Source organism: Acidiphilium sp. JA12-A1 (genome assembly GCF_000724705.2).
Taxonomy (GTDB): Bacteria; Pseudomonadota; Alphaproteobacteria; order Acetobacterales; family Acetobacteraceae; genus Acidiphilium; species Acidiphilium multivorum.
The window spans coordinates 17840-41535 of record NZ_JFHO01000070.1 but is presented as its reverse complement, the minus strand read 5'-3'; the positions used below and the strand labels follow the sequence as shown (position 1 = coordinate 41535).

Sequence of the window (23696 nt, the reverse complement as noted above, 5' to 3'; positions counted from 1 at the left end):
GCCCGTGCCTGACCGCGCCGCGACCCCCCGCCCGCCATCGCCCGATGCGCGGATGCCTGCCCCTGCCCGCTGCTTGGATGACATTGCCGCAACCCTGCGGTATGGCTCTGCGCACAACACGTTTCAGGGATCACGGGCCTTTTCATGACCTCCAGCAACGACATCCGCGCCACCTTCCTCGACTTCTTCGCCCGCAACGGCCACGAGGTGGTGCCCTCCGCACCCCTGGTGCCGCGCAACGACCCGACGCTGATGTTCGTCAATGCCGGCATGGTGCCGTTCAAGAACGTCTTCACCGGCCACGAGCACCGGCCCTATGTCCGCGCCGCCTCCTCGCAGAAATGCGTCCGCGCCGGCGGCAAGCACAACGATCTCGACAATGTCGGCTACACCGCCCGGCACCACACCTTCTTCGAGATGCTCGGCAACTTCTCCTTCGGCGACTATTTCAAGGACGTCGCGATCGAGAACGCCTGGACCCTGCTCACGAAGGATTTCGGCATCCCGAAAGACAAGCTGCTCGTCACCGTCTACCACGAGGACGACGAGGCCGCCTCGCTCTGGAAACGGATCGCCGGATTGCCGGATGAGAAAATCATCAGGATCGCGACGGACGACAATTTCTGGCGCATGGGCGATACCGGCCCCTGCGGCCCCTGCTCGGAAATCTTCTACGATCACGGCCCGTCCATTCCCGGCGGCCCGCCCGGCAGCCCGGACGAGGATGGCGACCGCTTCATCGAGATCTGGAACCTCGTCTTCATGCAGTTCCTCGAGGAGCCGGCCGGCGTGCGCAACCCGCTGCCCCGCCCCTCGATCGACACCGGCATGGGCCTGGAGCGCTTCGCCGCCATCCTCCAGGGCAAGCACGACAACTACGATACCGACACGCTGCGCGCCCTCATCCTCGCCTCGGCCGAGGTCTCCCACACCGATCCCGACGGCGCGCACAAGGTCAGCCACCGCGTCATCGCGGATCATCTCCGCGCCACCTCCTTCCTGATCGCCGATGGCGTGCTGCCCTCGAACGAGGGCCGCGGCTACGTGCTGCGCCGGATCATGCGCCGCGCCATGCGCCACGCCCACCGGCTCGGCATGCGCGAGCCCTTCATCTACCGCCTGGTCCCCGCCCTCACCCGGCAGATGGGCGTCGCCTTCCCCGAACTCCCCCGCGCCGAGGCCCTGATCGTCGAGACGCTGAAACTGGAAGAGCAGAAATTCGCGGTCATGCTCGAACGCGGCCTCTCGCTCCTTGAGGATGAGGTGCAGAAACTCGGCTCGGGCGAGAAACTCCCGGGCGCGGTCGCCTTCAAGCTCTACGACACCTACGGCTTCCCGCTCGACCTGACGGAAGACGCGCTGCGCGAGCAGCATCGCGGCCTCGACCATGAGGGCTTCACCGCGTCGATGGCGGAACAAAAGGCCCGCGCCCGCGCCGCCTGGGCCGGCTCCGGCGATGCCGCGACCGAAACCGTCTGGCTCGACCTGCGCGACCGTCTCGGCGGCACCGAGTTCCTCGGCTACTCGACCGAGGAGAGCGATGCCAGCATCCTCGCCGTGGTGGTGAACGGCGCGCCCGCCGGCCGCGCCGAGGCCGGGCAGGAGGTCGCCCTCATCCTCAACCAGACGCCCTTCTACGCCGAAAGCGGCGGCCAGGTCGGCGATACCGGCACGCTCACCGCCCCCGGCGTCACCATCCGCGTCACCGACACGCAGAAAAAGGCCGGCGATCTCTTCGTCCATTACGGCACGATCGAGGAAGGCGAGATCGCCCCCGGCAACTCCGTCCATGCCGAGGTCGATCACGCCCGCCGCGGCGCCATCCGCGCCCACCATTCGGCGACCCACCTGCTGCACGAGGCGCTGCGCCGCGCCCTCGGCCCGCATGTGACGCAGAAGGGCAGCCTGAACGCGCCGGACCGCCTGCGCTTCGACATCTCCCAGCCCCGCCCGGTGACGGGAGCGGAACTCCGCGCCGTCGAGCGCGAGGTCAACGCCCGCATCCGCGAGAACGCCGCGGTCGAAACAAGGCTCATGACGCCGGACGAGGCGGTCAAGCGCGGCGCGATGGCGCTGTTCGGCGAGAAATACGGCGATGAGGTGCGCGTCGTCTCGATGGGCGCCGGCGATGCCGGCAGGTCGGCCTATTCGATCGAGCTGTGCGGCGGCACCCATGTCGCCCGCACCGGCGATATCGGCGCCTTCCGCATCCTCGCCGAATCAGGCGTCGCCGCCGGCATCCGCCGGATCGAGGCGGTGACCGGCGAAGCCGCCCTCGCCGCCACCGAGGCCGAGACCGACCTGCTGGAAGAGGCCGCCGCCGCGCTCAAGGTCGCCCCCGCCGAACTCCCCGCCCGCATCGCCGCCCTGCTCGAGGAGAAAAAGCGTTTCGAGCGGCAGGTCGCCGAGCTGCAGCGCAAGCTCGCCACCGGCGGCGCCGCGTCCGAGATCGAGGAGGTGGCCGGCATCAAGTTTGCCGCCCGCAATCTCGGCGAGGTCTCGCCGCGCGACCTGAAATCGCTGGCGGATTCCATCCTGAAATCGATGGGCTCGGGCATCGCCGCCCTGGTCTCCACCGCCGAGGGCAAGGCGAGCATCGTCGTCGCCGTCTCGCCGGACCTGACCGACCGCTTCAACGCCGTCACCCTGGTCCGCGCCGCTTCGGAAGCGGTCGGCGGCAAGGGCGGCGGCGGAAGGCCGGACATGGCCCAGGCCGGCGGCCCGGATGGCGGCAAGGCCGACGAGGCGCTCGCCGCGATCCGCGCGTCCCTCGGCGGCTGACCGCCGAGGGGGGAGCAAAAATCAGCCGATCGACATCAGGCTGGCATTGCCTCCCGCCGCCGCGGTGTTGACGCTGATCGACTGCTCCTCGAGGAGGAATTCGAGCGGATAATCCCACTCGGAATGGTCCTCCGCCGGCAGGGCGTGAACCGGCACGATCGGCCCGTCCCGCTCCGCCAGCGCCATCTGCAGCGCGATCAGCGCGTCGCGATGGCCCTCGAACAGCACGGCGCGGAATTCCGCCCGCGCCACCGCATCGGCGGGCGCGATCGCCGGGCGAATCTCCGCCGGCATCCGGGCGATCTCCGCCTCGGCGCCGTCGCAGAGCACCAGCGGCGCATTGCCGGTGGCAAGGCAGGCGGCGACCTGGCGCCACATGCCCGAAAGGCTCGCGGCCCGGCAGAGCACAAGCCCCTTCGGCTTCAGCCGCAGGGTATTCTGCTCGCCCACCGGCCCCGGCAGCTCGGCGTCGCGGAACGCCGAAGCCGCCGCATAGCGCAGCGCCGGCGCGGTCTCGATCCCCTGCTCGCGCATCCAGCCGACCAGCTTCGCGAATGCCGGCGCCGGCTCGCCCTCGCCATGCGGCATCGGCCGCCGCGCCAGCAGCCGGCGCAGGTAGAACGGCCCGCCCGCCTTCGGCCCGGTGCCCGAAAGCCCATGCCCGCCGAAGGGCTGCACGCCGACCACGGCGCCGACGATGTTGCGGTTGACGTAGATGTTGCCGGCCTCGGCCTTGCCCACCGCCTGCGCGATCGTCTCGTCGATCCGGCTGTGCACGCCGAAAGTGAGCGCATAGCCCAGCGCATTCACCGCGGCGACCATCGCATTCCGCTCCTCGCGCCGGTAACGCACCACGTGCAGCACCGGCCCGAACACCTCGCGCTCCAGTGCCGAGGGATGGTCGATCTCGATCATCGTCGGCGCCACGAACCACCCGCCCTCGGTCTCTGGCGGCAGCGCCACCGAGAATACCTTATGCCCCCGCCCTTCCATCGTCTCGACATGGGCGCGGATATTGTCCCGCGCCTCCCGCGTGATCACCGGGCCCACATCGCTCGACAGCCGGTCGGTCGCCCCCACGGCGAGTTCCTCCATCGCCCCGCGCAGCATGGCGAGCAGCGGATCGGCAATGTCGTCCTGCACCAGCAGGATGCGCAGGGCCGAGCAGCGCTGCCCGGCGGAATCGAAGGCCGAGGTCACGATATCGCCCACCGCCTGTTCCAGCAGCGCCGAGGAATCGACCAGCATCGCGTTCTGCCCGCCGGTCTCGGCGATCAGCGGCACCGGCATCCCATCGGCATCGAGGCGCCGGGCGAGCGTGGCCTGGATCAGCCGGGCGACGGCGGTCGAACCGGTGAACACCACGCCGCCGACCCTGGCATCCTCCACCAGCGCGGCACCCGTCCGCCCGTCGCCCGGCAGCAGCTGCAACGCATCCGCCGGCACGCCGGCCTCGTGCATTATCCGCACGCCCTGGGCCGCGATCAGCGGGGTTTCCTCCGCCGGCTTGGCGAGCACCACATTGCCGGCGGCGAGTGCGGCGACCACCTGGCCGGTGAAGATGGCGAGCGGGAAATTCCACGGGCTGATCGCCGCCACCACGCCGAGCGGGCGATGCGTCTCGTTGTCGAACCCATCCTGCAACTGGCCCGCGTAATAGCGCATGAAATCGACCGCCTCGCGCACCTCGCCGATCGCCGCCGGGAGCGACTTGCCGGCCTCGCGCACGATCAGCCCGACCAGCGCGGTCATGCGGTGTTCGAGCAGGTCGGCGGCGCGAAGCAGGATCGCGGCGCGCTCGGCGGCAGGCGTCGCCTGCCAGATCGGCGCCATGGCGGCGGCGCGGGCGAGCGCGGCGCCGACCGCGCCCGCATCCGGCTCGATGACCGTGCCGACGCGGTCGGCGATATTCGCCGGGTTGACCACGGTCCGCCCCGGCGCGGCCGGATCGGCATCCGGCGGGGCGGCGCGCCAGTCCTGTTCGAGGCTTGCCAGCAGGGCCGAGCCGAGCGAGGCGAGGCGCTGCTCGCTGGTGAGATCAAATCCGGCGGAATTGCGCCGCGTGCCCAGAATCGCGCCCGGCAGCGCGATCTTCGGATGCGGCGCGCCGAGCGGCTCGATCTTTCTCGCGGCGGCGACCGGGTCCTCGATCAGCGCCTCGACCGGCACGCGGCGATCGGCGAGGCGGTTGACGAAGGAGGTGTTGGCGCCATTCTCCAGCAACCGGCGGACGAGATAGGCGAGCAGCGTCTCATGGGTGCCGACCGGCGCGTAGATCCGGCAGGGCCGGTCGAGCTTCTGCGGGCCGACGACTTCCTCGTAGAGCGGCTCGCCCATGCCGTGCAGGCACTGGAACTCGTAGTCCCCCACCTCGAAGGCGGGTCCGGCCAGGGCGTGGATGCTCGCCAGCGTCAGCGCGTTATGCGTCGCGAATTGCGGGAAGATCTCGGTGCGCGCCGCCAGCATCGCCCGCGCGCAGGCGAGATAGGACAGGTCGGTGTGGATCTTGCGGGTGAAGACCGGGAAACCTTCCAGCCCGTCGAGCTGGGCGCGCTTGATCTCGCTGTCCCAATACGCGCCCTTGACCAGCCGGACCATCAGCCGGTGGCGGCTGCGGCGGGCGAGGTCGATCAGGAACTCGATCACCGATCGCGCGCGCTTCTGGTAGGCCTGCACCACGAAGCCGATGCCGTTCCAGCCGGCGAGGCCCGGCTCGAAGCAGAGGCCTTCCAGCAGGTCGAGCGAGAGGTCGAGCCGGTCGGCTTCCTCGGCGTCGATATTGATGCCGATATCGTAGCGGCGGGCGAGCAGGGCCAGCGCCTTGAGCCGCGGCGCCAGCTCCTCCATCACCCGCGCGCGCTGGGCGCGGCAGTAGCGCGGATGCAGCGCCGAGAGCTTCACCGAAATGCCGGGGCCGCGATAGATCCCCTTGCCGCCCGCGGCGGCGCCGATCGCGTGGATCGCCTGTTCGTAGTCGCGGTAGTAGCGCGCGGCATCGGCGGCGGTGAGCGCGGCCTCGCCCAGCATGTCGTAGGAATAGGCGAAGCCCTTCGCCTCGCGCTTGCGGGCATTGGCCAACGCCTCGCCGATGGTCCGGCCCATGACGAACTGCTCGCCCATCAGCCGCATCGCGATGTTCACGCCGCGGCGGACCACCGGCTCGCCGCCGCGGGCGAGCAGCCGGGTCAGCGCCGAGGACAGGCCGGCCTCGCTCGCGGTGGCGTTCAGCCTGCCGGTGAGCAGCAGCCCCCAGGTGGCGGCGTTGATGAAGACCGACTTGTTGCCGCCGAGATGGCTCTGCCAGTCGCCGGCGCCGATCTTGTCGCGGATCAGCGCGTCGCGCGTGGCGGCGTCGGGGATGCGGAGCAGCGCCTCGGCGAGGCACATCAGCGCGATGCCCTCGTGGCTCGACAGCGCGTATTCCTGCAGCAGCGTCTCGACCAGGCCGGCATTGCGGCGGGCGCGCAGCGCGGTGACGAGGCTGGTCGCGGTCGCCCGCGCCTGTTTCGCGGCGGCGGCGGGCAGGGTCGCGCCCTCGATCAGCCCGGCGACGGCGTCGGTCTCCGGGATCCGGTAGGCGGCGGTGATCGCGGCGCGCAGCACGGTCTGCGGCTGCACGTCCTGGACGAATTCGAGGAAGGGCACGGCGGAAGGCGCGTCGTCCTCGGCGGTGGCGGCGGCGTCGAGCGCCTCGCCGCGTTCGAGCCGCTCCAGCCCGGCGAGAATGAGCTGCTTGGCGAGGTGATGCGTCGTCCGCCCCTCGCGTTCGGCCAGGGCGCGGAGCCGGGCGCGGACCTGATCGTCGAGCTTGACCCCCATCGTGCTGACAGCCATCGCCGTTCCTCCTGTTGCGGTTGCACCTGCGATGCGGAGCGGGTTACACCTTTTGTGAGAAAAGGTGCAACCCAATTCGTTGCTGCGGTGCACCCTATGACGGCGGCGGCCAATTCCGCTACAGACGGAGCACCATGACGTTGCAGCGCAGCCAGATCCGCATCGCGGTCAATTTCGCCCTCGACGGTCTGCTGGCCGCGCTGGCGGTGATCGGCGCCTGCTGGCTCGCCGATCCGGCGCATCCGATGCCCTCGCCGGCGGTCCTGCCGCTGGCCGGGTCGGCGGCGATCTGGCTGGTCGGCGTGCCGTTCGGCCTCGCCCGGCAGCACTGGCGCTTCACCGCCCTGCCCGACGCGATCGCGGTGGGGGCGAGTGCGGTGTTCGCCGCGCTGCTGCTCGTGCTGCTGCTCGTCGGCGTCGGCGCCAGGCTTCCCTCGGCGAGTTTTCCGCCGCTGCTGATGATCACGCTCGGCCTCGCGCTGCTGGCGCCGCGCGTGCTCTACCGGATGGCGCGCAGCCGCCGCGAGGTGCTGTCGGACGATGCCGAGACCGCGCTGCTGCTCGGCGATGGCGAGGGCGCGGAACTGTTCCTCGCCGCCCTGTCGCGCGAGAGCCACCAACGCTACCGGGTGATCGGCGTGCTGGCGGGCTCGGCGCGGGAGACCGGCCGGCGCATCCATAACGTGCCGATCCTCGGCGAGGTGAGCGGGCTGGCGGCGGCGCTCGACCGGCTGGCCGAGGTCGGGCAGATGCCGGCCGTGCTGGTGGTGGCGAGCCGCGAGCTCGTCGGCCCGGCGCTGCGCGAGATCATGGACGAGGCCGAGCGCCGCGGCATCCGCGCCGCCCGCGCGCCGCGGCCGACCACGCTCTCGCCCACCACGCCGGGCGAGCCGGAGACCGCGCTGCGGCCGATCGCCATCGAGGACCTGCTCAACCGCCCGCAGGTCGCGCTCGACCGCGAGGGCATGGCGCGGATGATCCAGGGACGCTGCGTGCTGGTGACCGGCGCCGGCGGGTCGATCGGCTCGGAACTGGCCCGCCAGGTCGCGGGCTTCGGACCGGCGCGGCTGATCCTGCTCGATTCGAGCGAGTTCGCGCTGTGGCGGATCGATCTCGAACTCTCGGAGCAGGTGCCGGGCCTCGCGCGCGCGGCAGTGATCGCCGATGTGCGCGACCGCGCGCGGATCGAGGCGCTCTGCGCCGAATGGCGGCCGGACCTCGTGTTCCACGCGGCGGCGCTGAAGCATGTGCCGATCGTCGAGGCCAATCCGCTGGAGGGCATCGCCACCAACGCGCTCGGCACCCGCAACGTGGCCGATGCCGCCCGCGCCGCCGGCGCCGGGCTGATGGTGCTGATCTCGACCGACAAGGCGGTGAACCCGTCCTCGGTGATGGGCGCGTCGAAGCGGCTGGCGGAGATGTATGCCCAGGGGCTCGACGTCGCGGCGCGGCGGCAGGCGGGGATGCGCATCGTCACCGTGCGGTTCGGCAACGTGCTGGGCTCGACCGGCTCGGTGGTGCCGCTGTTCCGCCGCCAGCTCGCCCGCGGCGGGCCGCTGACGGTAACGCATCCCGACATGCGGCGTTATTTCATGACGGTGCGCGAGGCGGTCTCGCTCGTGCTGCAGGCCGCCGTGGTCGGCCGCTCGGACGCGGCGCTGCCGGTCGCACAAGGCGGGATCTTCGTGCTCGACATGGGCGAGCCGGTGAAGATCGTCGATCTCGCGCGGCAGATGATCCGCCTCGCCGGGCTCAGGCCCGATCTCGACATCCCGATCCGCTTCACCGGGCTCAGGCCGGGAGAAAAGCTGTTCGAGGAGCTGTTCCACGGCGCCGAACGGCCGATCGAGACCGGGTTTCCCGGCCTGCTGATGGCCGCCCCGCGGGTGGCCGACGCCGCCCTGGTCGGCCGGGCCTTCGACGAGCTGGCCGCCCTGATCCAGCGCGGCGAGGCGGCGGCCGCGCTCGCGGCGCTGGCAAGGCTGGTGCCGGAGTTCGGCGCGCAACCCCTCGCCGCGGCGGGCCCGACCGGCTAGAGAACGCCGATGGACACCGATCTTCCCCCGATTCCGTTTCTCGATCTCAAGGCGCAGCAGGCGCGCCTCGGCCCCGGCCTGCGGGCGCGGATCGACGCCGTGCTGGCGCATGGCCAGTTCATCCTCGGCCCCGAAGTCACCGAGCTGGAGCAGCGGCTCGCCGCGTTCTGCGGGGCGGCGCATTGCGTCAGCGTGAGTTCGGGCACCGACGCGCTGCAGATCGCGATGATGGCGGAGGGGATCGGGCCGGGCGATGCCGTGTTCCTGCCGGCCTTCACCTATACCGCGACCGCAGAGGTGCCGCTGCTGCTCGGCGCGACGCCGGTTTTCGTCGATATCGATCCGGCGACGTTCCAGATCGACCCCGCGCATCTGGAGGCGCGGATCGGCGCGGTGCGCGCGGCCGGATTGCTGCGGCCGCGGGCGGTGGTCGGGGTCGATCTGTTCGGGCAGCCCGCGCCCTGGCCGGCGCTGCGCGACATCGCCGCCCGGCACGGGCTGTTCACGCTGGATGACTGCGCGCAGGCCTTCGGCGCCGCACTCGGCGGCGAGCGGCTCGGCCGCGCCGCGGATGCGACGGCGACGAGTTTCTTCCCCTCGAAGCCGCTCGGCGCCTATGGCGATGGCGGCGCGCTGTTCACCGAGAGCGACGAGCGCGCGGCGCTGTATCGCTCGCTGCGCACCCATGGCGAGGGGACGACGCGCTACGACGTGCAGCGGATCGGCATGAACGGGCGGCTGGACACGCTGCAGGCGGCGGTGCTGCTCGCCAAGCTCGACGTGTTCGAGGCGGAGCTGGCGCGGCGGGAGACGATCGCCCGGCGGTATGACGAGGCGCTGGCATCGGTGTTCGCCACCCCCGTCCGCGTGCCGGAGAGTTCGAGCGCCTGGGCGATCTATGCGGTGCTGCTGCGCGATGGCGCGGCGCGCGAGGCGATGCAGGCGCGGCTGCGGGCGCGCGGCGTGCCGAGCGCGGTGTATTACCCGAAGCCGCTGCATCACCAGCCGGCCTATCGCGCCTCGCATGACGGGGCGGCGCTGCCGGTTTCGGAGGATGTGGCGACGCGGATCATGGCGCTGCCGCTGCATCCCGATCTCGACGACGCGCAGGTGGCGCGGGTGATCGAGGCCTGCCTCGAAGGGGCGGCCGATGCCGCGGGGTGACCTGTTCCCCGAGGTCGGCCCGTATCAGACGGGGTATCTGCCGGTCGGCGACGGGCATGTGATCTACTGGGAGCAGGTGGGCAACCCGCGCGGGCGGCCGGTGCTGTTCCTGCATGGCGGGCCGGGCGCCGGCGCGGGCGCGGTGCACCGGCGCTTCTTCGACCCGGCATTCTGGCGCGTGGTGATCTTCGACCAGCGCGGCGCCGGGCGCTCGACGCCGCTGGGCAGCCTCGCGCGCAACACGACGCCGGCGCTGATCGAGGATATCGAGGCGCTGCGCGAGCATCTCGGCATCAGGCAGTTCCTGCTGTTCGGCGGTTCCTGGGGATCGACCCTCGCGCTGGCCTATGCCCAGGCGCATCCGGAGCGGGTGATGGGCATGGTGCTGCGCGGCATTTTCCTCGGCCGGCCGAGCGAGGTGGAATGGTTCCTCGAAGGGATCGCCCGCTTCTTCCCCGATGCGCACGCGGCGCTGGTGAACTTCCTGCCCGAGGCGGAGCGCGGCGATCTGCTGGGGAGCTATTTCCGCCGGCTCTGCGACCCCGATCCGGCCATTCACCTGCCGGCGGCGCAGGCCTGGTCGGTCTATGAGGGATCGTGCTCGACGCTGCTGCCGAGCTACGAGACGGTGAGCGCCTTCGCGCAGGACCGCACCTCGCTCGGGCTCGCGCGGATCGAGGCGTATTACTTCCTCAACAACCTGTTCCTGCCGCCGGACGGGCTGCTGGCCGGGATGGGGCGGCTGGCCGGCGTGCCGGGCGAGATCGTGCAGGGGCGCTATGACATGATCTGCCCGCCGAATTCCGCCTTCGACCTCGCCGACGCCTGGCCCGCCGCGCGGCTGACGGTGGTGCCGGACGCCGGGCACTCGGCGCTGGAGCCGGGCATTCGCGCGGCCCTGCTGGCCGGGCTGGAGCGGATCCGCAACCTGACCTGAATTTGCCTTGCCGGTGGTTTCGTATTTTAAGCGAACGTACCGGTTTCGTGATCACGTCGTGTCCGGTGCGACGGATCGGGCATGGCAGGAGGCTGCGCCCTGAATTCGCCCAAATCGGGCGGAACAACGCGGGACATGACGAGGAGAATGGCAATGGCGCGGGGACGGCGCGCGGTGTTGGGGGCGATGGCCGGGGCGCCTCTGGCGGCGCGGGCGGCGAGCCTGCCGGTGATGCCGGTGGCCATCACGATGGGGACCGGCCAGCCGGGCGGCGGGTTCTCGGTCTATGGCCAGGCCTGGGGACAGCTGGCGCAGAAGGCCGCGCGGATTTCCGTGTCCTACCGCGCATCCGGCGGCAGCGCCGCCAACATCCTGCTGGTGGAGCAGCACGCGGCACAGCTGGGCCTCGCGGTGCTGGCTGTCGCCGAACAGGCCTGGATGGGCCAGGGCGCCTGGACCAGCGGCGTGAAGCTCCAGGGATTCCGCGCCCTGTTTCCGGTCTTTGGCGCGAGCCTGCAGATTTTCGCGCCGGCGCGGAGCGGGTTGCGCCGGCTGCGCGACCTGGACGGCAAGCGGATCGGCGTCGGCCCGGCCGGCGGTGCCGGGGCGGTGCTGGCGGCGGCGGCGCTCACCGCCGCCGGGGTGCGGCCGCAGCTGGCGATCGACGGGCTTTATCACGAGCAGATCGAACTGCTGCAAAAGGGCCGGATCGACGCCTGCGCCTTTTTCGGCGTCACGCCGCTGCCGGCGGTCCGCGCCGCGGCGGCGAGCGGCGGCTACAACCTGATCGGCTTCGAGCGGGGCGAGATCGCGGCGGCGCGGCGGGCGCTGCCCGGCATCGGGCCGACGGTGATCGGCCGCGACGCGCTGCCGCATCTGTCCGCCGCGGTGGCGACGATCGGCTCCGAGGCGATCGCCATCGGTGCGGCGAACCTGCCGGAAGGGCTGGCCCATGCGGTGACGCGGGCGGCGCTGATCCATCGCGCCGCCCTGCTGCGCACCCTGCCCGGCAGCGGGCCGGCGCGGCTGGACGCGGGCTGGATCGACCGCAGTTCGCCGGTGCCCTTCCACCCTGGCGCGGCGGCGGCGCTGCGCGAGGCGGGGCTCGCCGTGCCGGACGCGCTGGTGCGCGGCTGACGCCGCCCGGCGCGGGGCCATTGTCTTGCCGCGCCATGGCGCAGGGCCTAGTGTCCCGACACTGAAGTCCGCCGGGTTTCAGACTCAAGTGGACACTCGTAAAATCAACATATTCGTGACCTGATCGGCGCTGAAATTCACTCCGGATCTCAGCGCGGGACACCAGGGCACGGTATGCGACCACGGACCGGAACCGTTCGATGCGAAGACTGATCATGACCGCGGTCGCCCTGAGCCGCCGCCACGCGCGGGCGGTGATCGCGGCCTATCTGGCCGCGATCGTGCTCGGGCTCGCCTATACGTCGTCCCATCTCGGGATCGACACCAATACCGATCACCTCTTCGCCGCCAGCCTGCCCTGGCGGCAGGAGCAGATGAAGTTCGACCGGGCGTTCCCGCAGTTCCAGAACCTCATCGTCGCGGTTGTGCGCGCCGATGTGCCGGAGACGGCGGACGCGACGGCGAAGGCGCTGGCCGCGAAGGTGGCGGAGGACAAGACCCATTTCCACGATGCCTCGCGCCCCGGAACCGGCAGTTTCTACGACCGCGACGGCCTGCTGCTGCTGCCCGAGACGCAGCTCGCCACATTGCTGAACTCGATCGTCACCGCCCAGCCCTTTCTCGGCCAGCTCTCGGCCGATCCCTCCGCCGCCGGGCTGTTCAAGGCGCTCGACCTGATGGCGGTGGGCGTCGGCGCGGGGCAGGCCAACCTCGCCCCCTACCGCGCCCAGCTCGACACCTTCCGCAAGGCGCTGGCAGCCGCGGCGGCCGGGCATCCCGCGCCGCTCTCGTGGCAGTCGCTGCTGATGCCGGGGGTGGCCGCGGAGCAGGGCAATGTGCGCTTCGTGCTGATCCATCCGGTTCTCGATCACGGCGCGCTGGAGCCGGGCGGGGTGGCGACGGCGGCGCTGCGGCGGATCATCGCCAGGCTGCCGGAGGTGAAGGACGGCTCGGCGCGGATCAGCTACACGGGGCAGATCCCGCTTTCGGACGAGCAGTTCGCCAGCCTGACCCAGGGGATGGTGGCCGGGCTGCTCATCAGCACCGCGCTGATCACGCTCTGGCTGCTGCTGGCGGTGCGGTCGTGGCGGATGATCGTGCCGATCCTCGCCACGCTGCTCGCGGGACTTGCGCTGACGATCAGCTTCGCCGCCCTCGCCATCGGCACGCTGAACCTGATCTCGGTGGCCTTCGCGATCCTGTTCGTCGGCCTCGCGGTCGATTTCGCGATCCAGTTCTGCGTGCGGCTGCGCGACGTGCGCCGCCGGGTGGACGACCCCGCGCTGGCGCTGATCGGCGCCGCCGACGAGGCGGGGGTGCAGATCGCGCTCGCCGCCGGGGCGACGGCCTGCGGCTTTCTCGCCTTCGTGCCGACCAGCTTCGTGGGCGTCGCCGAACTGGGGCTGATCGCCGGGATCGGCATGGTGATCGCCTTCATCTGCACGATCACCTTCCTGCCCGCCCTGCTCGCCTACACGCGGCCGCGCGGCGAGGCGGAGCGGATCGGCTTTCCGCTCGGCGACTGGGGCGACAGCGCGCTGCAGCGGCACGGCCGCCCGGCGCTCGGCATTTTCGCCGCGGTGGCGATCGCCGGCATTCTCGCCGCCGCCACGCTGCAGTTCGACGCCAACCCGCTCGACACCCAGAACCCGAATACGGAGGCGATGCGGACGCTGCATTCGCTGCTCGACAAATCGGTCACGAATCCTTTCTACATCAATGTCCTGGCGAAGAATGTCGAGGATGCGCGGCAGCTTTCGGCGCGGCTTGGCAAGCTCCCCGAGGTCTCGCAGGTGATTTCCGGCGCGACCTTCGTGCCGCAGCACCAGGCGGCCAAGCTCGGCATGATCCGGCAGACGCAGGGCATCCTGGCGCCGAGCCTCGCGGCCGGCACGCCGCCCGCGGTGACGCCGCAGCGCCTGCGCGCGGCGGCGGCGAAGGCAGCGGCGGAGATCGCCGCGGTCGCGGGCAAGCTGCCGAAGGACTCCCCGCTGCTCGGCATCGGCGCCGCGCTGGAGCAGCTGAAATCCGCTCCCGACGCGCGGGTGATGGCGATGAACGCCGCCCTCACCCGTTATCTGCCGGATGCGCTGACGCGGCTGAACCAGGCGCTCTCGGCGCAGGAGATCACGGCGGCGAACCTGCCGCAGTCGGTGAAGCGGGACTGGTTCCTGCCGGGCGGCGAGGTGCGGGTGCAGGTGATTCCGACCGCGGCGGCGCAGAGCTCGGCGGGGTTGTGGCGCTTCGTGCGGGCGGTGGAGACGGTGGTGCCGGTCGCGGCCGGGCCGGCGGCGACCACGGTGGCGACGGCGCAGACCATCCTCGGCGCCTTCCGCGAGGCCGCCGCCCTGGCCGCCGCCGCGATCGGGCTGATCCTGATGCTGTTTCTCCGCTCGGCGCGGGATTCGGCGCTGGTGGTGCTCACCCTGGCGCTGTCGGCCGTTCTCACCGCGCTGTTCGCCCATCTCGCCGGGCTGCAGCTGAACTATGCGAACATCATCGCGCTGCCGCTGCTGCTCGGCGTCGGCGTCTCGTTCAACGTGTATTTCGTGATGAACTGGCGCGACGGGATGAAGCACCTGCTGGGCTCGGCCACGGCGCGGGCCGTGCTGTTCTCGGCGTTGACCACCGGTACCGCCTTCGGCTCGCTCGCCGCCTCGCAGGACCGCGGCACGGCGAGCCTCGGCGCGCTGCTGCTGCTCAGCCTGCTGGCCGTGCTGATCGCCACCTTCGTGTTCCTGCCGGCCCTGCTCTACGTGCTGCCGCGGCGGGAATGAACCTCGAGAAGCGCAGCCTGTCGCTCTCCGGGCACCGGACCAGCGTGGCGCTGGAGCCTGAATTCTGGACGGCGCTGGAGGCGGCGGCGGCGCGGCGCGGCGTGGCGCTGGGCACGCTGGTCGGCGAGGTCGACGCCGCGCGCGACCCGGATCGCCCGCTCGCCTCGGCGCTGCGGGTGTTCGCCCTGACCGGCGCAGGGTAGCGCGGCACCGGTCCTGACCCTATAGTAACCGGCAAAATTGCCAGACTGGAAACGAGACACCATGCCCCAATACCGTTCCCGCACCTCCACCCACGGCCGCAACATGGCGGGCGCCCGCGCGCTGTGGCGCGCGACCGGCATGGGCGATGCGGATTTCGGCAAGCCGATCATTGCCATCGCCAATTCCTTCACCCAGTTCGTGCCGGGCCATGTGCACCTGAAGGATCTCGGCCAGCTCGTCGCCCGCGAGATCGAGGCGGCCGGCGGGGTGGCGAAGGAGTTCAACACCATCGCCGTCGATGACGGCATCGCCATGGGTCATGGCGGCATGCTGTATTCGCTGCCCTCGCGCGAGCTGATCGCCGATGCGGTGGAATACATGGTCAACGCCCATTGCGCCGACGCGCTGGTCTGCATTTCCAACTGCGACAAGATCACGCCGGGCATGCTGATGGCGGCGATGCGGCTGAACATCCCGACCATCTTCGTCTCGGGCGGGCCGATGGAGGCGGGCAAATACATCGCCGATGGCGAGACCAGGGCCGCCGACCTGATCACCGCCATGGTCGTCGCCGCCGACCCGACCAAGACCGACGAGCAGGCCGCGGTGATGGAACGCTCCGCCTGCCCCACCTGCGGCTCGTGCTCGGGCATGTTCACCGCCAATTCGATGAACTGCCTGACCGAGGCGCTCGGCCTCGCCCTGCCGGGCAACGGCTCGCTGCTCGCCACCCATGCCGACCGCAAGCGGCTGTTCGTCGAGGCGGGATGGCAGATCGTCGATCTCGCCCGGCGCTATTACGAGCAGGACGACGAGGGCGTGCTGCCGCGCCGGATCGGCGGGTTCAAGGCGTTCGAGAACGCGATGTCGCTCGATATCGCGATGGGCGGGTCGACCAACACGGTGCTGCACCTGCTGGCCGCGGCACGCGAGGCGGAACTCGACTTCACCATGGCGGACATCGACCGGCTGTCGCGCCGGGTGCCCAATCTCTGCAAGGTCTCGCCCTCGGTCAGCAATGTCCACATGGAGGACGTGCACCGCGCCGGCGGCATCATGGGCATTCTCGGCGCCCTCGACCGCGCCGGGCTGATCCATCGCGACTGCGCCACGGTGCACGAGAAGACGATCGGCGAGGCGATCGACCGCTGGGACGTGATGCGCGGCGGCGAGACGGCGAAGACGCTCTACAGCGCCGCCCCCGGCGGGGTGCGGACGACGGAGGCGTTCAGCCAGAGCCGGCGCTACGAAAGCCTCGATCTCGACCGCGAGAACGGCGTCATCCGCGACGCCGAGCACGCGTTCAGCAAGGATGGCGGGCTCGCCGTGCTGTATGGCAACATCGCGCTCGACGGCGCGATCGTGAAGACGGCTGGCGTCGATGCGTCGATCCTCGTCTTCGAGGGGCCGGCGCGGATCTTCGAAAGCCAGGAGGACGCGGTCGCCGGCATTCTCGGCGACAGGGTGAAGGCGGGCGACGTGGTGCTGATCCGCTACGAGGGGCCGAAAGGCGGGCCGGGGATGCAGGAAATGCTGTATCCGACCTCGTACCTGAAATCGAAGGGCCTTGGGAAATCCTGCGCGCTGATCACCGACGGGCGGTTCTCCGGCGGCACGGCGGGGCTGTCGATCGGGCATATCTCGCCGGAAGCGGCGCAGGGCGGGGCGATCGGGCTGGTCGAGGAGGGCGACATCATCGCCATCGACATCCCGAACCGCAAGCTCGACGTGAAGCTCGACGAGGCGACGCTGGAAGCGCGGCGCGCGGCGATGGAGGCGAAGGGCAAGGCGGCGTGGAAACCGGCCGCGCGCGAGCGCGTGGTCTCCGCCGCGCTGCAGGCCTATGCGGCGCTGACCACGAGTGCGGCCAACGGCGCGGTGCGCGACGTGACGCAGGTGCAGCGCGGGCGCTGAGGATCGTATGGATCAGGCGGCGGCTTCGGCTGCCGCCTGGGTGCGCCGGCGCGGGAGCAGCAGCAGGCAGGCCATGCCGGTGACCATCACCGCGGCGGCCATCCACAGCGCGCCGTCGTAGCTGCCGGTGAGCGCGGCGATATAGCCCGAGACGGCGGGCGCGATGATCTGCGCGGCGCCGAAGCTGATCGTCATCCGCGCCATCGCCTTCGAGGGGTTGCGCGGGTAGAGCCGGCCGATGATCGTCAGCGTCATGCTGGTGATGCCGTTGAACGAACATCCGTAGAGGGCGGCACCGACCAGCGAGAGGGCGACGCCGCGCGTGGTCGCGCCGATTGCGATGCTGAGCGTGAGCAGGGCGAAGGCGGCGAGCAGCGCCCTGATGTCGCCGGTGCGGCGCGCGACGCGGTCCCAGAGCGGAGCGGTCGGGATCGCGCCGAGGCCGACCACGACCCAGACCAGGTTCCCCATGCCGCGCAGCGCCGGCAGATGCGCCACGAGGGCGACGATGAAGGTGGCGCTGACGACATAGCCGACGCCGGCGCAGAAATAGGCGGCGACGAACAGCGCCATCCAGCGGGCGACCGGCGGCGTGTCCGCCAGGGCGGCGGGGCCGGCGGCATCGGCTTGCGGGGGCATCGGCATCCAGATCCAGGCGGGGATCAGGAAGACGATGCCGAACAGGCCGGAGGCGATCCACTCGCCCGCCCAGTTGAGCCGGAAGGCCATCGCCATCGGCAGCAGGCCGGAGACGACGATGCCGAGGCCGAGGCCGCCGAAGGGCACGCCGAGTTCGAGCCGCCTGCCGTGATGGCGCAGCCAGGCGAGCATCAGCCCGGTGCCGAGCAGCAGCGCGCCCACCGCCGTCATTCCGGCGAGGAAGCGCAGCACCGCCCAGGCGACGAGGCTGGTGGTCAGGCCCATCGCCGCCGTGGTGATAACGGCGATGACCAGCAGGGCGCGGTAGAACAGGAAACGGGTGCGCAGGTCGCCGATCGCGGCGATCAGCAGCGTGCCCGTCATGTAGCCGGCGTAGTTGATGGTGGCGAGCCAGCCGCCGCCGGTGACGGAGAGATGCGCCTGCTCCTGCATCACCGGCAGCAGCGGCGTGTAGAGGAAGCGGGCGAGGCCGACGGTGAGGACCATGCTGGCGATGCCCGCCGCCATGACCTTCGCGGCCTCGCGGTCGGTCGCGGTCGTGGCGGTGGGAGGGGCGGCGATCGATGACATGGCAGGCCTCATGACTGACCTGCCATGCTTAGATGAACGGCGCGCAGCCGCCAATCGCCACAGCGTCAGCCCGTGTGGCTGACGCTAATCGACACAACGTCAGCCGGCGTGGCTGACGCCGGCGAGGTGTTCCATCCGTTCCGTATCCGCACCGAGTTCGGCGGCGGAGCCGTCATAGACGACCTCGCCGTCGGAGAGCACATAGGCGCGGTCGGCGAGCTGGAGGGCGAGATGCGCGTTCTGCTCGACCAGCAGGATCGACATCCCCTCGCCTTTCATCCGCCCGATCGTGCGCATGACTTCCTGCACGATGACCGGCGCGAGCCCCTGGGAGGGTTCGTCGAGGATCAGGAACTTGGGGTTGAGCAGCAGCGCGCGGGCGATGGCGAGCATTTCCTGCTCGCCGCCCGAAAGCCGGCCGCCCTTGCTCGTCTTGCGTTCCTCAAGGCGCGGGAAGAGCTTGTAGATCGTCTCGATCGTCCACGGCCCCTTGGTCTCGGGGGGAACGAGCAGGTTCTCGTGCACCGTCATGTGCCCGAAGATCTTGCGGCCCTCGGGAACATAGCCGACGCCGGCATTGGCGATGCGATGGGAAGCCGCCCTGGTCACATCCTTGCCGAAGAGCTTGATGTTGCCATCGCGGGGCGGGGTGAGGCCCATGACGCTGCGCATGGTGGTGGTCTTGCCGGCGCCGTTGCGGCCGAGCAGGGCGATCAGCTCGCCCTGGTTCACCTTCAGCGAGACGCCGTGCAGGATATGGCTCTTGCCGTAATAGGTCTGCAGGCCCTCGGCTTCGAGAACGGCACTCATGCGGCGGTCTCCTCGATGGCGGTTCCGAGATAGGCGCTCTGGACGCGCGGGTTGGCGGAGATTTCCGCCGCGGTGCCCTCGGCGAGGAAGGTGCCGTTGTCGAGCACGGTGATGCGGTCGGCGATGCCGAACACGATCGCCATGTCGTGCTCGACGAACAGCATGGTGATGCCCTGGTCCTTGTTGAGCCGGCGGATCAGGTCGGTCATGTGGTGGGTTTCCTCATCCCCCATGCCGGCGGTCGGCTCGTCGAGCAGGAGCAGGCGCGGATGGCGCGACAGGGCGATGCCGATTTCCACCACGCGCTGGTCGCCATGCGACATCTCGCCGACGATGCGGTCCGCCTTGTCGGCGATGCGGGTGACATGGAGCAGCTCGTCCACCTTTTCATCGACCTTCGCGCGCGTCGCCCGCGAGATCCAGGGGCGGAGCTGCAGGCCCATCGCCGTTTCCACCGCGACGCGGACATTCTCGTAGACCGAGAGCGAGAGGAAGACCTGGGTGATCTGGAAGGTGCGGATGATGCCGCGGCGGACCAGCTCGTTCGGGCTGACCGCGGTGATCGGCTGGCCGTCGAAGATGATCTGCCCCTCGGTGGGCGGGAAGAAGCCGCTGATCAGGTTGAACAGCGTGGTCTTGCCCGCGCCGTTCGGGCCGATGACGGCGCGCAGCTCGCCCGGCTCGACCGCGAGCGAGATGTCCTTCAGCGCCTGCAGCGCGCCGAAGCGGCGGCCGACATGTTCGAGTTTCAGAAGGCTCACGACCGCGCCCTCCCCTTGATGAAGCCGAGCAGGCCCTGCGGGAAGAACAGCACCGACAGGACGAAGATCAGGCCGATATAGGTCATCCAGTTCTGGGTCACGCTGGAGAGGTAGTCCTGCGCGACGATGTAGATCACGGCGCCGAGGAACGGTCCCCAGAAGCTGCGCATCCCGCCGAGCACGCAGATGACGACGAAGGAGCCGGAGAGCTGCCATTGCAGGTCGTCCGGCGAGGCGAAGGCGGTCAGCATCGCGTTCAGGCTGCCGGCGAGTGCGGTGATGAAGGCCGAGATCGCGAAGGCGACCCAGACCTGCTTGTCCACCGCGACGCCGAGGAAGCGCAGCCGGGTGGTGTTCTCGCGCGTGGCGACGAAGGCATGGCCCATCGGCGAGCGGAGGATCTGCCAGACGACGAGCATGACCACCGCGAAAAGCGCCAGCACGACATAATAGAAGCGCGCCGGGCCGAGATTGATGGTTTCGCCGCCGAGATGCAGCGGCACGCGGGAGAAGCCGGTCAGCCCGTCCTCGCCGCCGGTGACGGTGTTCCAGCGCACGGCGAGGAAGTAGAACATCTGGCCGAAGGCGATGGTGATCATCGAGAAGTAGATGCCCTTGCGCTTCATCACCATCGGGCCGACCAGGATGCCGCCGATGCCGCCGAGCAGCGTGCCGGCGATGAGGGCGAGCGGCATCGAGGGAATGACATGGATGATGAACAGGCCGGTGCCGTAGGCGCCGAGGCCGAAATAGGCCGCATGGCCGAAGGACAGGCCGCCGGTGTAGCCGAGCAGCAGGTTCAGCCCGGTCGCGGCCATCGCGTAGATCAGCACGCGCGAGGCGAGATCGGTGAAGCCGCCGACGGCCGGCAGCCAGATCGGCACGAACAGCAGGGCGAGCCAGATGATCGCCGCGGAGATCTCGCGTCCGCCGATCGAGGGCGCGGGCCGCGTGGCCGGCTTGGTGTCGAGTGCAGTGCTCATTCGAACAGACCTTCCTGGCCGAGCAGGCCGCGGGGGCGGATGACCAGGACCACCGCCATGATGACGTAGATGACGACTTCCTGCGCGACCGGATAGAAGGCCGCGGTGAGGCCGGAGGCCATGCCGATGATGAGCCCGCCGAGCACGCTGCCCATCAGGCTGCCGACGCCACCGACGATGATGGCGACGAAGGCGGGCATGATCAGCGAATCACCGATCGTCGGCGACAGGCCGAGCTGGCCGGCGGCGAGGATGCCGGCCACGCCGGCAAGGAAGATGCCGATGCCGAAATTCGCCGCGCGCAGGAAGAAGATGTTCACCCCGAGAGAGGAGATGGTTTCGAGATCGGCATTGCCGGCGCGGATGCGGATGCCGATGCGGCTGAACCGCAGCACCGCGAACAGCGCGCCGGTGACCAGCACGGTGATCAGGATGACCACGATGCGGAAGCCGGTGAGAAAGAACATCGAGGAGCTGAGCGGTGAGTTGAGGTAGTTCGGCAGGGCGAAGGGCTGCCCGATCGAGCCCCAGATGGTGCGGATCATGTCCTGCATGATCATCGCGAGGCCGAAGGTCAGCAGCAGCGAGAACAGCGGATCGCGCCCGTAGAGCGGGCGGATCAGCACCCGTTCGGTCACGACGCCGACCACCACCGCCAGCAGCGGCGCGACGATCAGCCCGCCCCAGAAGCCGATATAGGGTTCGAGGGTGAAGGCGAGATAGCCGCCGAGCGCCATGAAGGTGCCATGGGCGAAATTGATGACGCCGTTCAGGCCGAGGATCAGCGACAGTCCCAGCGCCATGAGCGCATAGAAGATGCCGACCACCAACCCGTTGAAGGCGCTGTAGACAAGCAGAGTTTCCACGGATCTTACTTCATATCTGGCGCCCGCGGGCGCGGCTGGAGACGAGGTCGCGCGGCGGATGCGGCGAACGGGCCCACGGCTTTCGCCGTGGGCCGGTCCAGTCCGCCACGCGGGCGGGGCTTCAGCTCGGGTACGTCATCTTGCAGCCGGCGGCCTCCGGCGACAGGGCGATCTTCTCGCTCGGCACCACTTCGGCCACCTTGAACAGGTTCGGGTAGCTCGCGTCCTTGGGGACGTAGCCGGGGAACATGTTCGCCATCATCTGATGGTCCCCGGCGCGGTAGTAAACCTTGCCCGGCTGCAGTGCCACATCCGGCGGCAGTTCCATGCCCTCGAGGGCCTTCACCACCTTCAGCGAGTCGAGCGACTTGGCATTGTTCGCGGCCATCGCGATGGCGTGGGCGGTGGCATAGCCGAACCAGGTTCGCGCCGTCGGCACCTTGCCGCCGGTGCGCTTCTTCACCGCCGTCACGAAATCGGCGACATGCGGAACGCCGGGCTGGTTCCAGTACCACTCGAAGGTCCACCAGCCGAGGAGAGCGGCCTTCGGCAGCGCCTGGAGCACTTCCATTTCCTGCAGCGCGCCGGCGATCGCCATCTGCTTGTCGAGGCCGAACTGCACGGCCTGCTTCAGCAGGTTCACGAGGTCGTCGCCCGCCTGCAGGCAGATCAGCACGTCCGGCTTCGCGGCGCGGGCGCGGATCAGGTAGGAGGAGAAGTCGGTGGTGCCCAGCGGCGCGAGCGCGTGGCCCGCGGCCTGGCCGCCCGCCTTCTTCAGCTGGATCATGTAGTCCTTGTAGAGGGCGTGACCGAAGGCATAGTCGGGCACGATGAAGAACCACTTCTTGCCGAACTTCTTGAAGAGCGTCTCGAAGTCGCCGGCGGTGAGCATCCAGGTGGTCGAGCAGGTGCGGAACGTGGTCCAGTGGCACTTGCTGCCGGTCACGTCATCCGCGTGGCCGCCGGTGTCGACGAACAGCATCTCGTGCTGAAGGGCGAACTGGCTGAGCGATTCGGACGCGGCCGAATTCACCGTGCCCATCAGGAAGTTCACCTTGTCCTCGGCGACGAGCTTCTGCGCCTTGCTGACGGCAGGCCCGGGCAGGCTGTTGTCGTCCTCGACGAGAAGCTGGACGGGCCGGCCGAGAATGCCGCCCTTCTTGTTGATCTCGTCGACCGCCATGGTGGCGCCGATGATCTCGTTGTGACCCGCAGGCGCGTAGACGCCGGTGCGCGGGTCGATCATGCCGATCTTGACCGGCGTTTCGCTGGCGCCCCAGCTGACTTGCGGGAGGACAAGGCTGGACACGCCGGCGGCGGCGCCAGCCTTCAGCAGCCCGCGACGCTTGAACGATGCAGAGTTCTCGAAATCCATTTGGATCATTTCCCCTTCCGTACTTGTGGCCGCTTCACACGACGCATTCGGCCCAGCGATCAGGCGCGGTCCGCATTCTACTAACACGAGGGTCTTACGATGTGCTGACCCCGGTTATATCGTGGCAACCGCACGTCACATTCCGGTTTTATCCTGCATACCTGATCTGTCAACAGCCCGGAGGTCGTAAAACGTCGAATTGACAGGCTATTTTACAACAAATGTCCAGTAGTGCGGCTGGCGCCCTGCCTTGATGGCCTTGGCTTCATATCGGGTCGGCGGCCAGTCCGGGGGGCGAATTCCGGATTTACTTAACAAAAAAAATGCCTCTGCGTTAGAAAATACTTCCTCAACCCATTGTTGATAGGTCGGGTCGTCGCTGGCGATCCGCCACAGCCCGCCCGGCCGGAGCACGCGGGCGACCTCGGCGAGGATCGCCGGATGGACGAACCGCCGCTTCGCGTGGCGCGCCTTCGGCCAGGGATCGGGGAACATCAGGAACAGGCGCGAGACCGATCCCGCCGGCAGGGTGCGCAGCAGGGCGCGGGCGTCGTCGTCGTGCACGCGCAGGTTGGGCGGGATTGTCGGCTCGACACCCTCGGGGGCGAGGCGCGAGAGCAGCGAGGCGATGCAGTTGACGAACACCTCGCAGGCGACAAGGCCGATTTCGGGATTGGCCGCGGCGATCGCCTCGGCATGCTCGAACCCGCCGGCGCCGACCTCGAGCCAGAGTTCCTTCGGCGCGATCGCGAAAGTCCGCTCCGGCCAGCGCAGACGCGGCAGCAACGTCTCGATCAGCTCCTCTTGGCGGGCCCGCAGCGCGTGGCCGCGGGCGCGGCCATAGAGCCGGTCGGGCGGCGGCTTCAGCGCCTTGCCGCCCGCCATCT

16 protein-coding genes are annotated in these 23696 nt (G+C 69.8%); 8 read left to right on the top strand and 8 right to left on the bottom strand.

The genetic code is table 11. From position 1 onward, the window contains the following. The first annotated feature begins 144 nt into the window (after positions 1-144). Positions 145-2781 (top strand): alanine--tRNA ligase, encoded by a 2637-nt coding sequence (alaS, locus tag RT91_RS13700; RefSeq protein ID WP_035187736.1) that lies wholly within the window; start codon positions 145-147, stop codon positions 2779-2781. Between the two features lie 21 nt (positions 2782-2802). Here alaS and putA read toward each other — a convergent pair whose 3' ends face one another. Then, the gene (gene putA, locus RT91_RS13695; protein ID WP_035187735.1) at positions 2803-6615 is read right to left on the bottom strand and encodes a trifunctional transcriptional regulator/proline dehydrogenase/L-glutamate gamma-semialdehyde dehydrogenase; all 3813 of its coding nucleotides are present in this window, start codon (positions 6613-6615) and stop codon (positions 2803-2805) included. A 134-nt stretch (positions 6616-6749) separates the two neighbouring features. Between putA and RT91_RS13690 the strand changes: the two genes are divergently transcribed. The 7 genes from RT91_RS13690 to ilvD all read left to right on the top strand — a co-directional run bounded on the left by RT91_RS13690 (position 6750) and on the right by ilvD (position 16784). Then, a complete protein-coding gene (locus RT91_RS13690) occupies positions 6750-8651 on the top strand; it encodes a nucleoside-diphosphate sugar epimerase/dehydratase (protein WP_013639656.1) in 1902 nt (633 codons plus the stop codon). A gap of 9 nt (positions 8652-8660) precedes the next feature. Next, entirely contained in the window at positions 8661-9815 is a 1155-nt protein-coding gene (locus tag RT91_RS13685) for a DegT/DnrJ/EryC1/StrS aminotransferase family protein (protein ID WP_035187734.1), read from the top strand. Beyond that, a complete protein-coding gene (gene pip / locus RT91_RS13680; RefSeq protein WP_007423576.1) occupies positions 9802-10752 on the top strand; it encodes a prolyl aminopeptidase in 951 nt (316 codons plus the stop codon). The genes RT91_RS13685 and pip overlap by 14 nt, the downstream gene beginning before the upstream one ends. 153 nt (positions 10753-10905) lie before the next feature. Next, positions 10906-11889: a TAXI family TRAP transporter solute-binding subunit gene (locus RT91_RS13675; protein ID WP_013639654.1), complete on the top strand. Its 984-nt coding sequence runs from the start codon at positions 10906-10908 to the stop codon at positions 11887-11889. Positions 11890-12089: 200 nt separating this feature from the next. Continuing rightward, entirely contained in the window at positions 12090-14666 is a 2577-nt protein-coding gene (locus RT91_RS13670) for an MMPL family transporter (protein ID WP_035187733.1), read from the top strand. Further along, positions 14663-14869, top strand: coding sequence for a ribbon-helix-helix domain-containing protein (locus RT91_RS13665; RefSeq protein WP_011941950.1), 207 nt, complete (start codon positions 14663-14665; stop codon positions 14867-14869). Before RT91_RS13670 ends, RT91_RS13665 begins: the two co-directional genes overlap by 4 nt. Before the next feature lie 61 nt (positions 14870-14930). Next, positions 14931-16784 carry a dihydroxy-acid dehydratase gene (ilvD, locus tag RT91_RS13660; protein ID WP_035187732.1) on the top strand — a complete coding sequence of 618 codons (1854 nt, stop codon included), beginning with the start codon at positions 14931-14933 and terminating at the stop codon, positions 16782-16784. A gap of 12 nt (positions 16785-16796) precedes the next feature. On the opposite strand, the gene RT91_RS13655 is transcribed toward ilvD, so the two are convergent. The 7 genes from RT91_RS13655 to RT91_RS13625 form a co-directional block, all read right to left on the bottom strand. Beyond that, positions 16797-18014, bottom strand: a complete 1218-nt coding sequence (locus tag RT91_RS13655) for a YbfB/YjiJ family MFS transporter (protein ID WP_035187731.1) — start codon at positions 18012-18014, stop codon at positions 16797-16799. 99 nt (positions 18015-18113) lie between these two features. After that, the gene (locus tag RT91_RS13650; RefSeq protein ID WP_007422797.1) at positions 18114-18824 is read right to left on the bottom strand and encodes an ABC transporter ATP-binding protein; all 711 of its coding nucleotides are present in this window, start codon (positions 18822-18824) and stop codon (positions 18114-18116) included. Next, positions 18821-19585 carry an ABC transporter ATP-binding protein gene (locus RT91_RS13645; RefSeq protein ID WP_035187730.1) on the bottom strand — a complete coding sequence of 255 codons (765 nt, stop codon included), beginning with the start codon at positions 19583-19585 and terminating at the stop codon, positions 18821-18823. The genes RT91_RS13650 and RT91_RS13645 overlap by 4 nt, the downstream gene beginning before the upstream one ends. Further along, positions 19582-20568, bottom strand: a complete 987-nt coding sequence (locus RT91_RS13640; RefSeq protein WP_007422799.1) for a branched-chain amino acid ABC transporter permease — start codon at positions 20566-20568, stop codon at positions 19582-19584. The genes RT91_RS13645 and RT91_RS13640 overlap by 4 nt, the downstream gene beginning before the upstream one ends. Beyond that, positions 20565-21434 (bottom strand): branched-chain amino acid ABC transporter permease, encoded by an 870-nt coding sequence (locus tag RT91_RS13635; RefSeq protein WP_007422800.1) that lies wholly within the window; start codon positions 21432-21434, stop codon positions 20565-20567. Before RT91_RS13635 ends, RT91_RS13640 begins: the two co-directional genes overlap by 4 nt. Positions 21435-21555: 121 nt before the next feature. After that, entirely contained in the window at positions 21556-22818 is a 1263-nt protein-coding gene (locus tag RT91_RS13630) for an ABC transporter substrate-binding protein (RefSeq protein WP_007422801.1), read from the bottom strand. Between the two features lie 198 nt (positions 22819-23016). Continuing rightward, positions 23017-23694 (bottom strand): tRNA (guanosine(46)-N(7))-methyltransferase TrmB, encoded by a 678-nt coding sequence (locus RT91_RS13625; RefSeq protein ID WP_035187729.1) that lies wholly within the window; start codon positions 23692-23694, stop codon positions 23017-23019. Between the last annotated feature and the right edge of the window lie 2 nt (positions 23695-23696).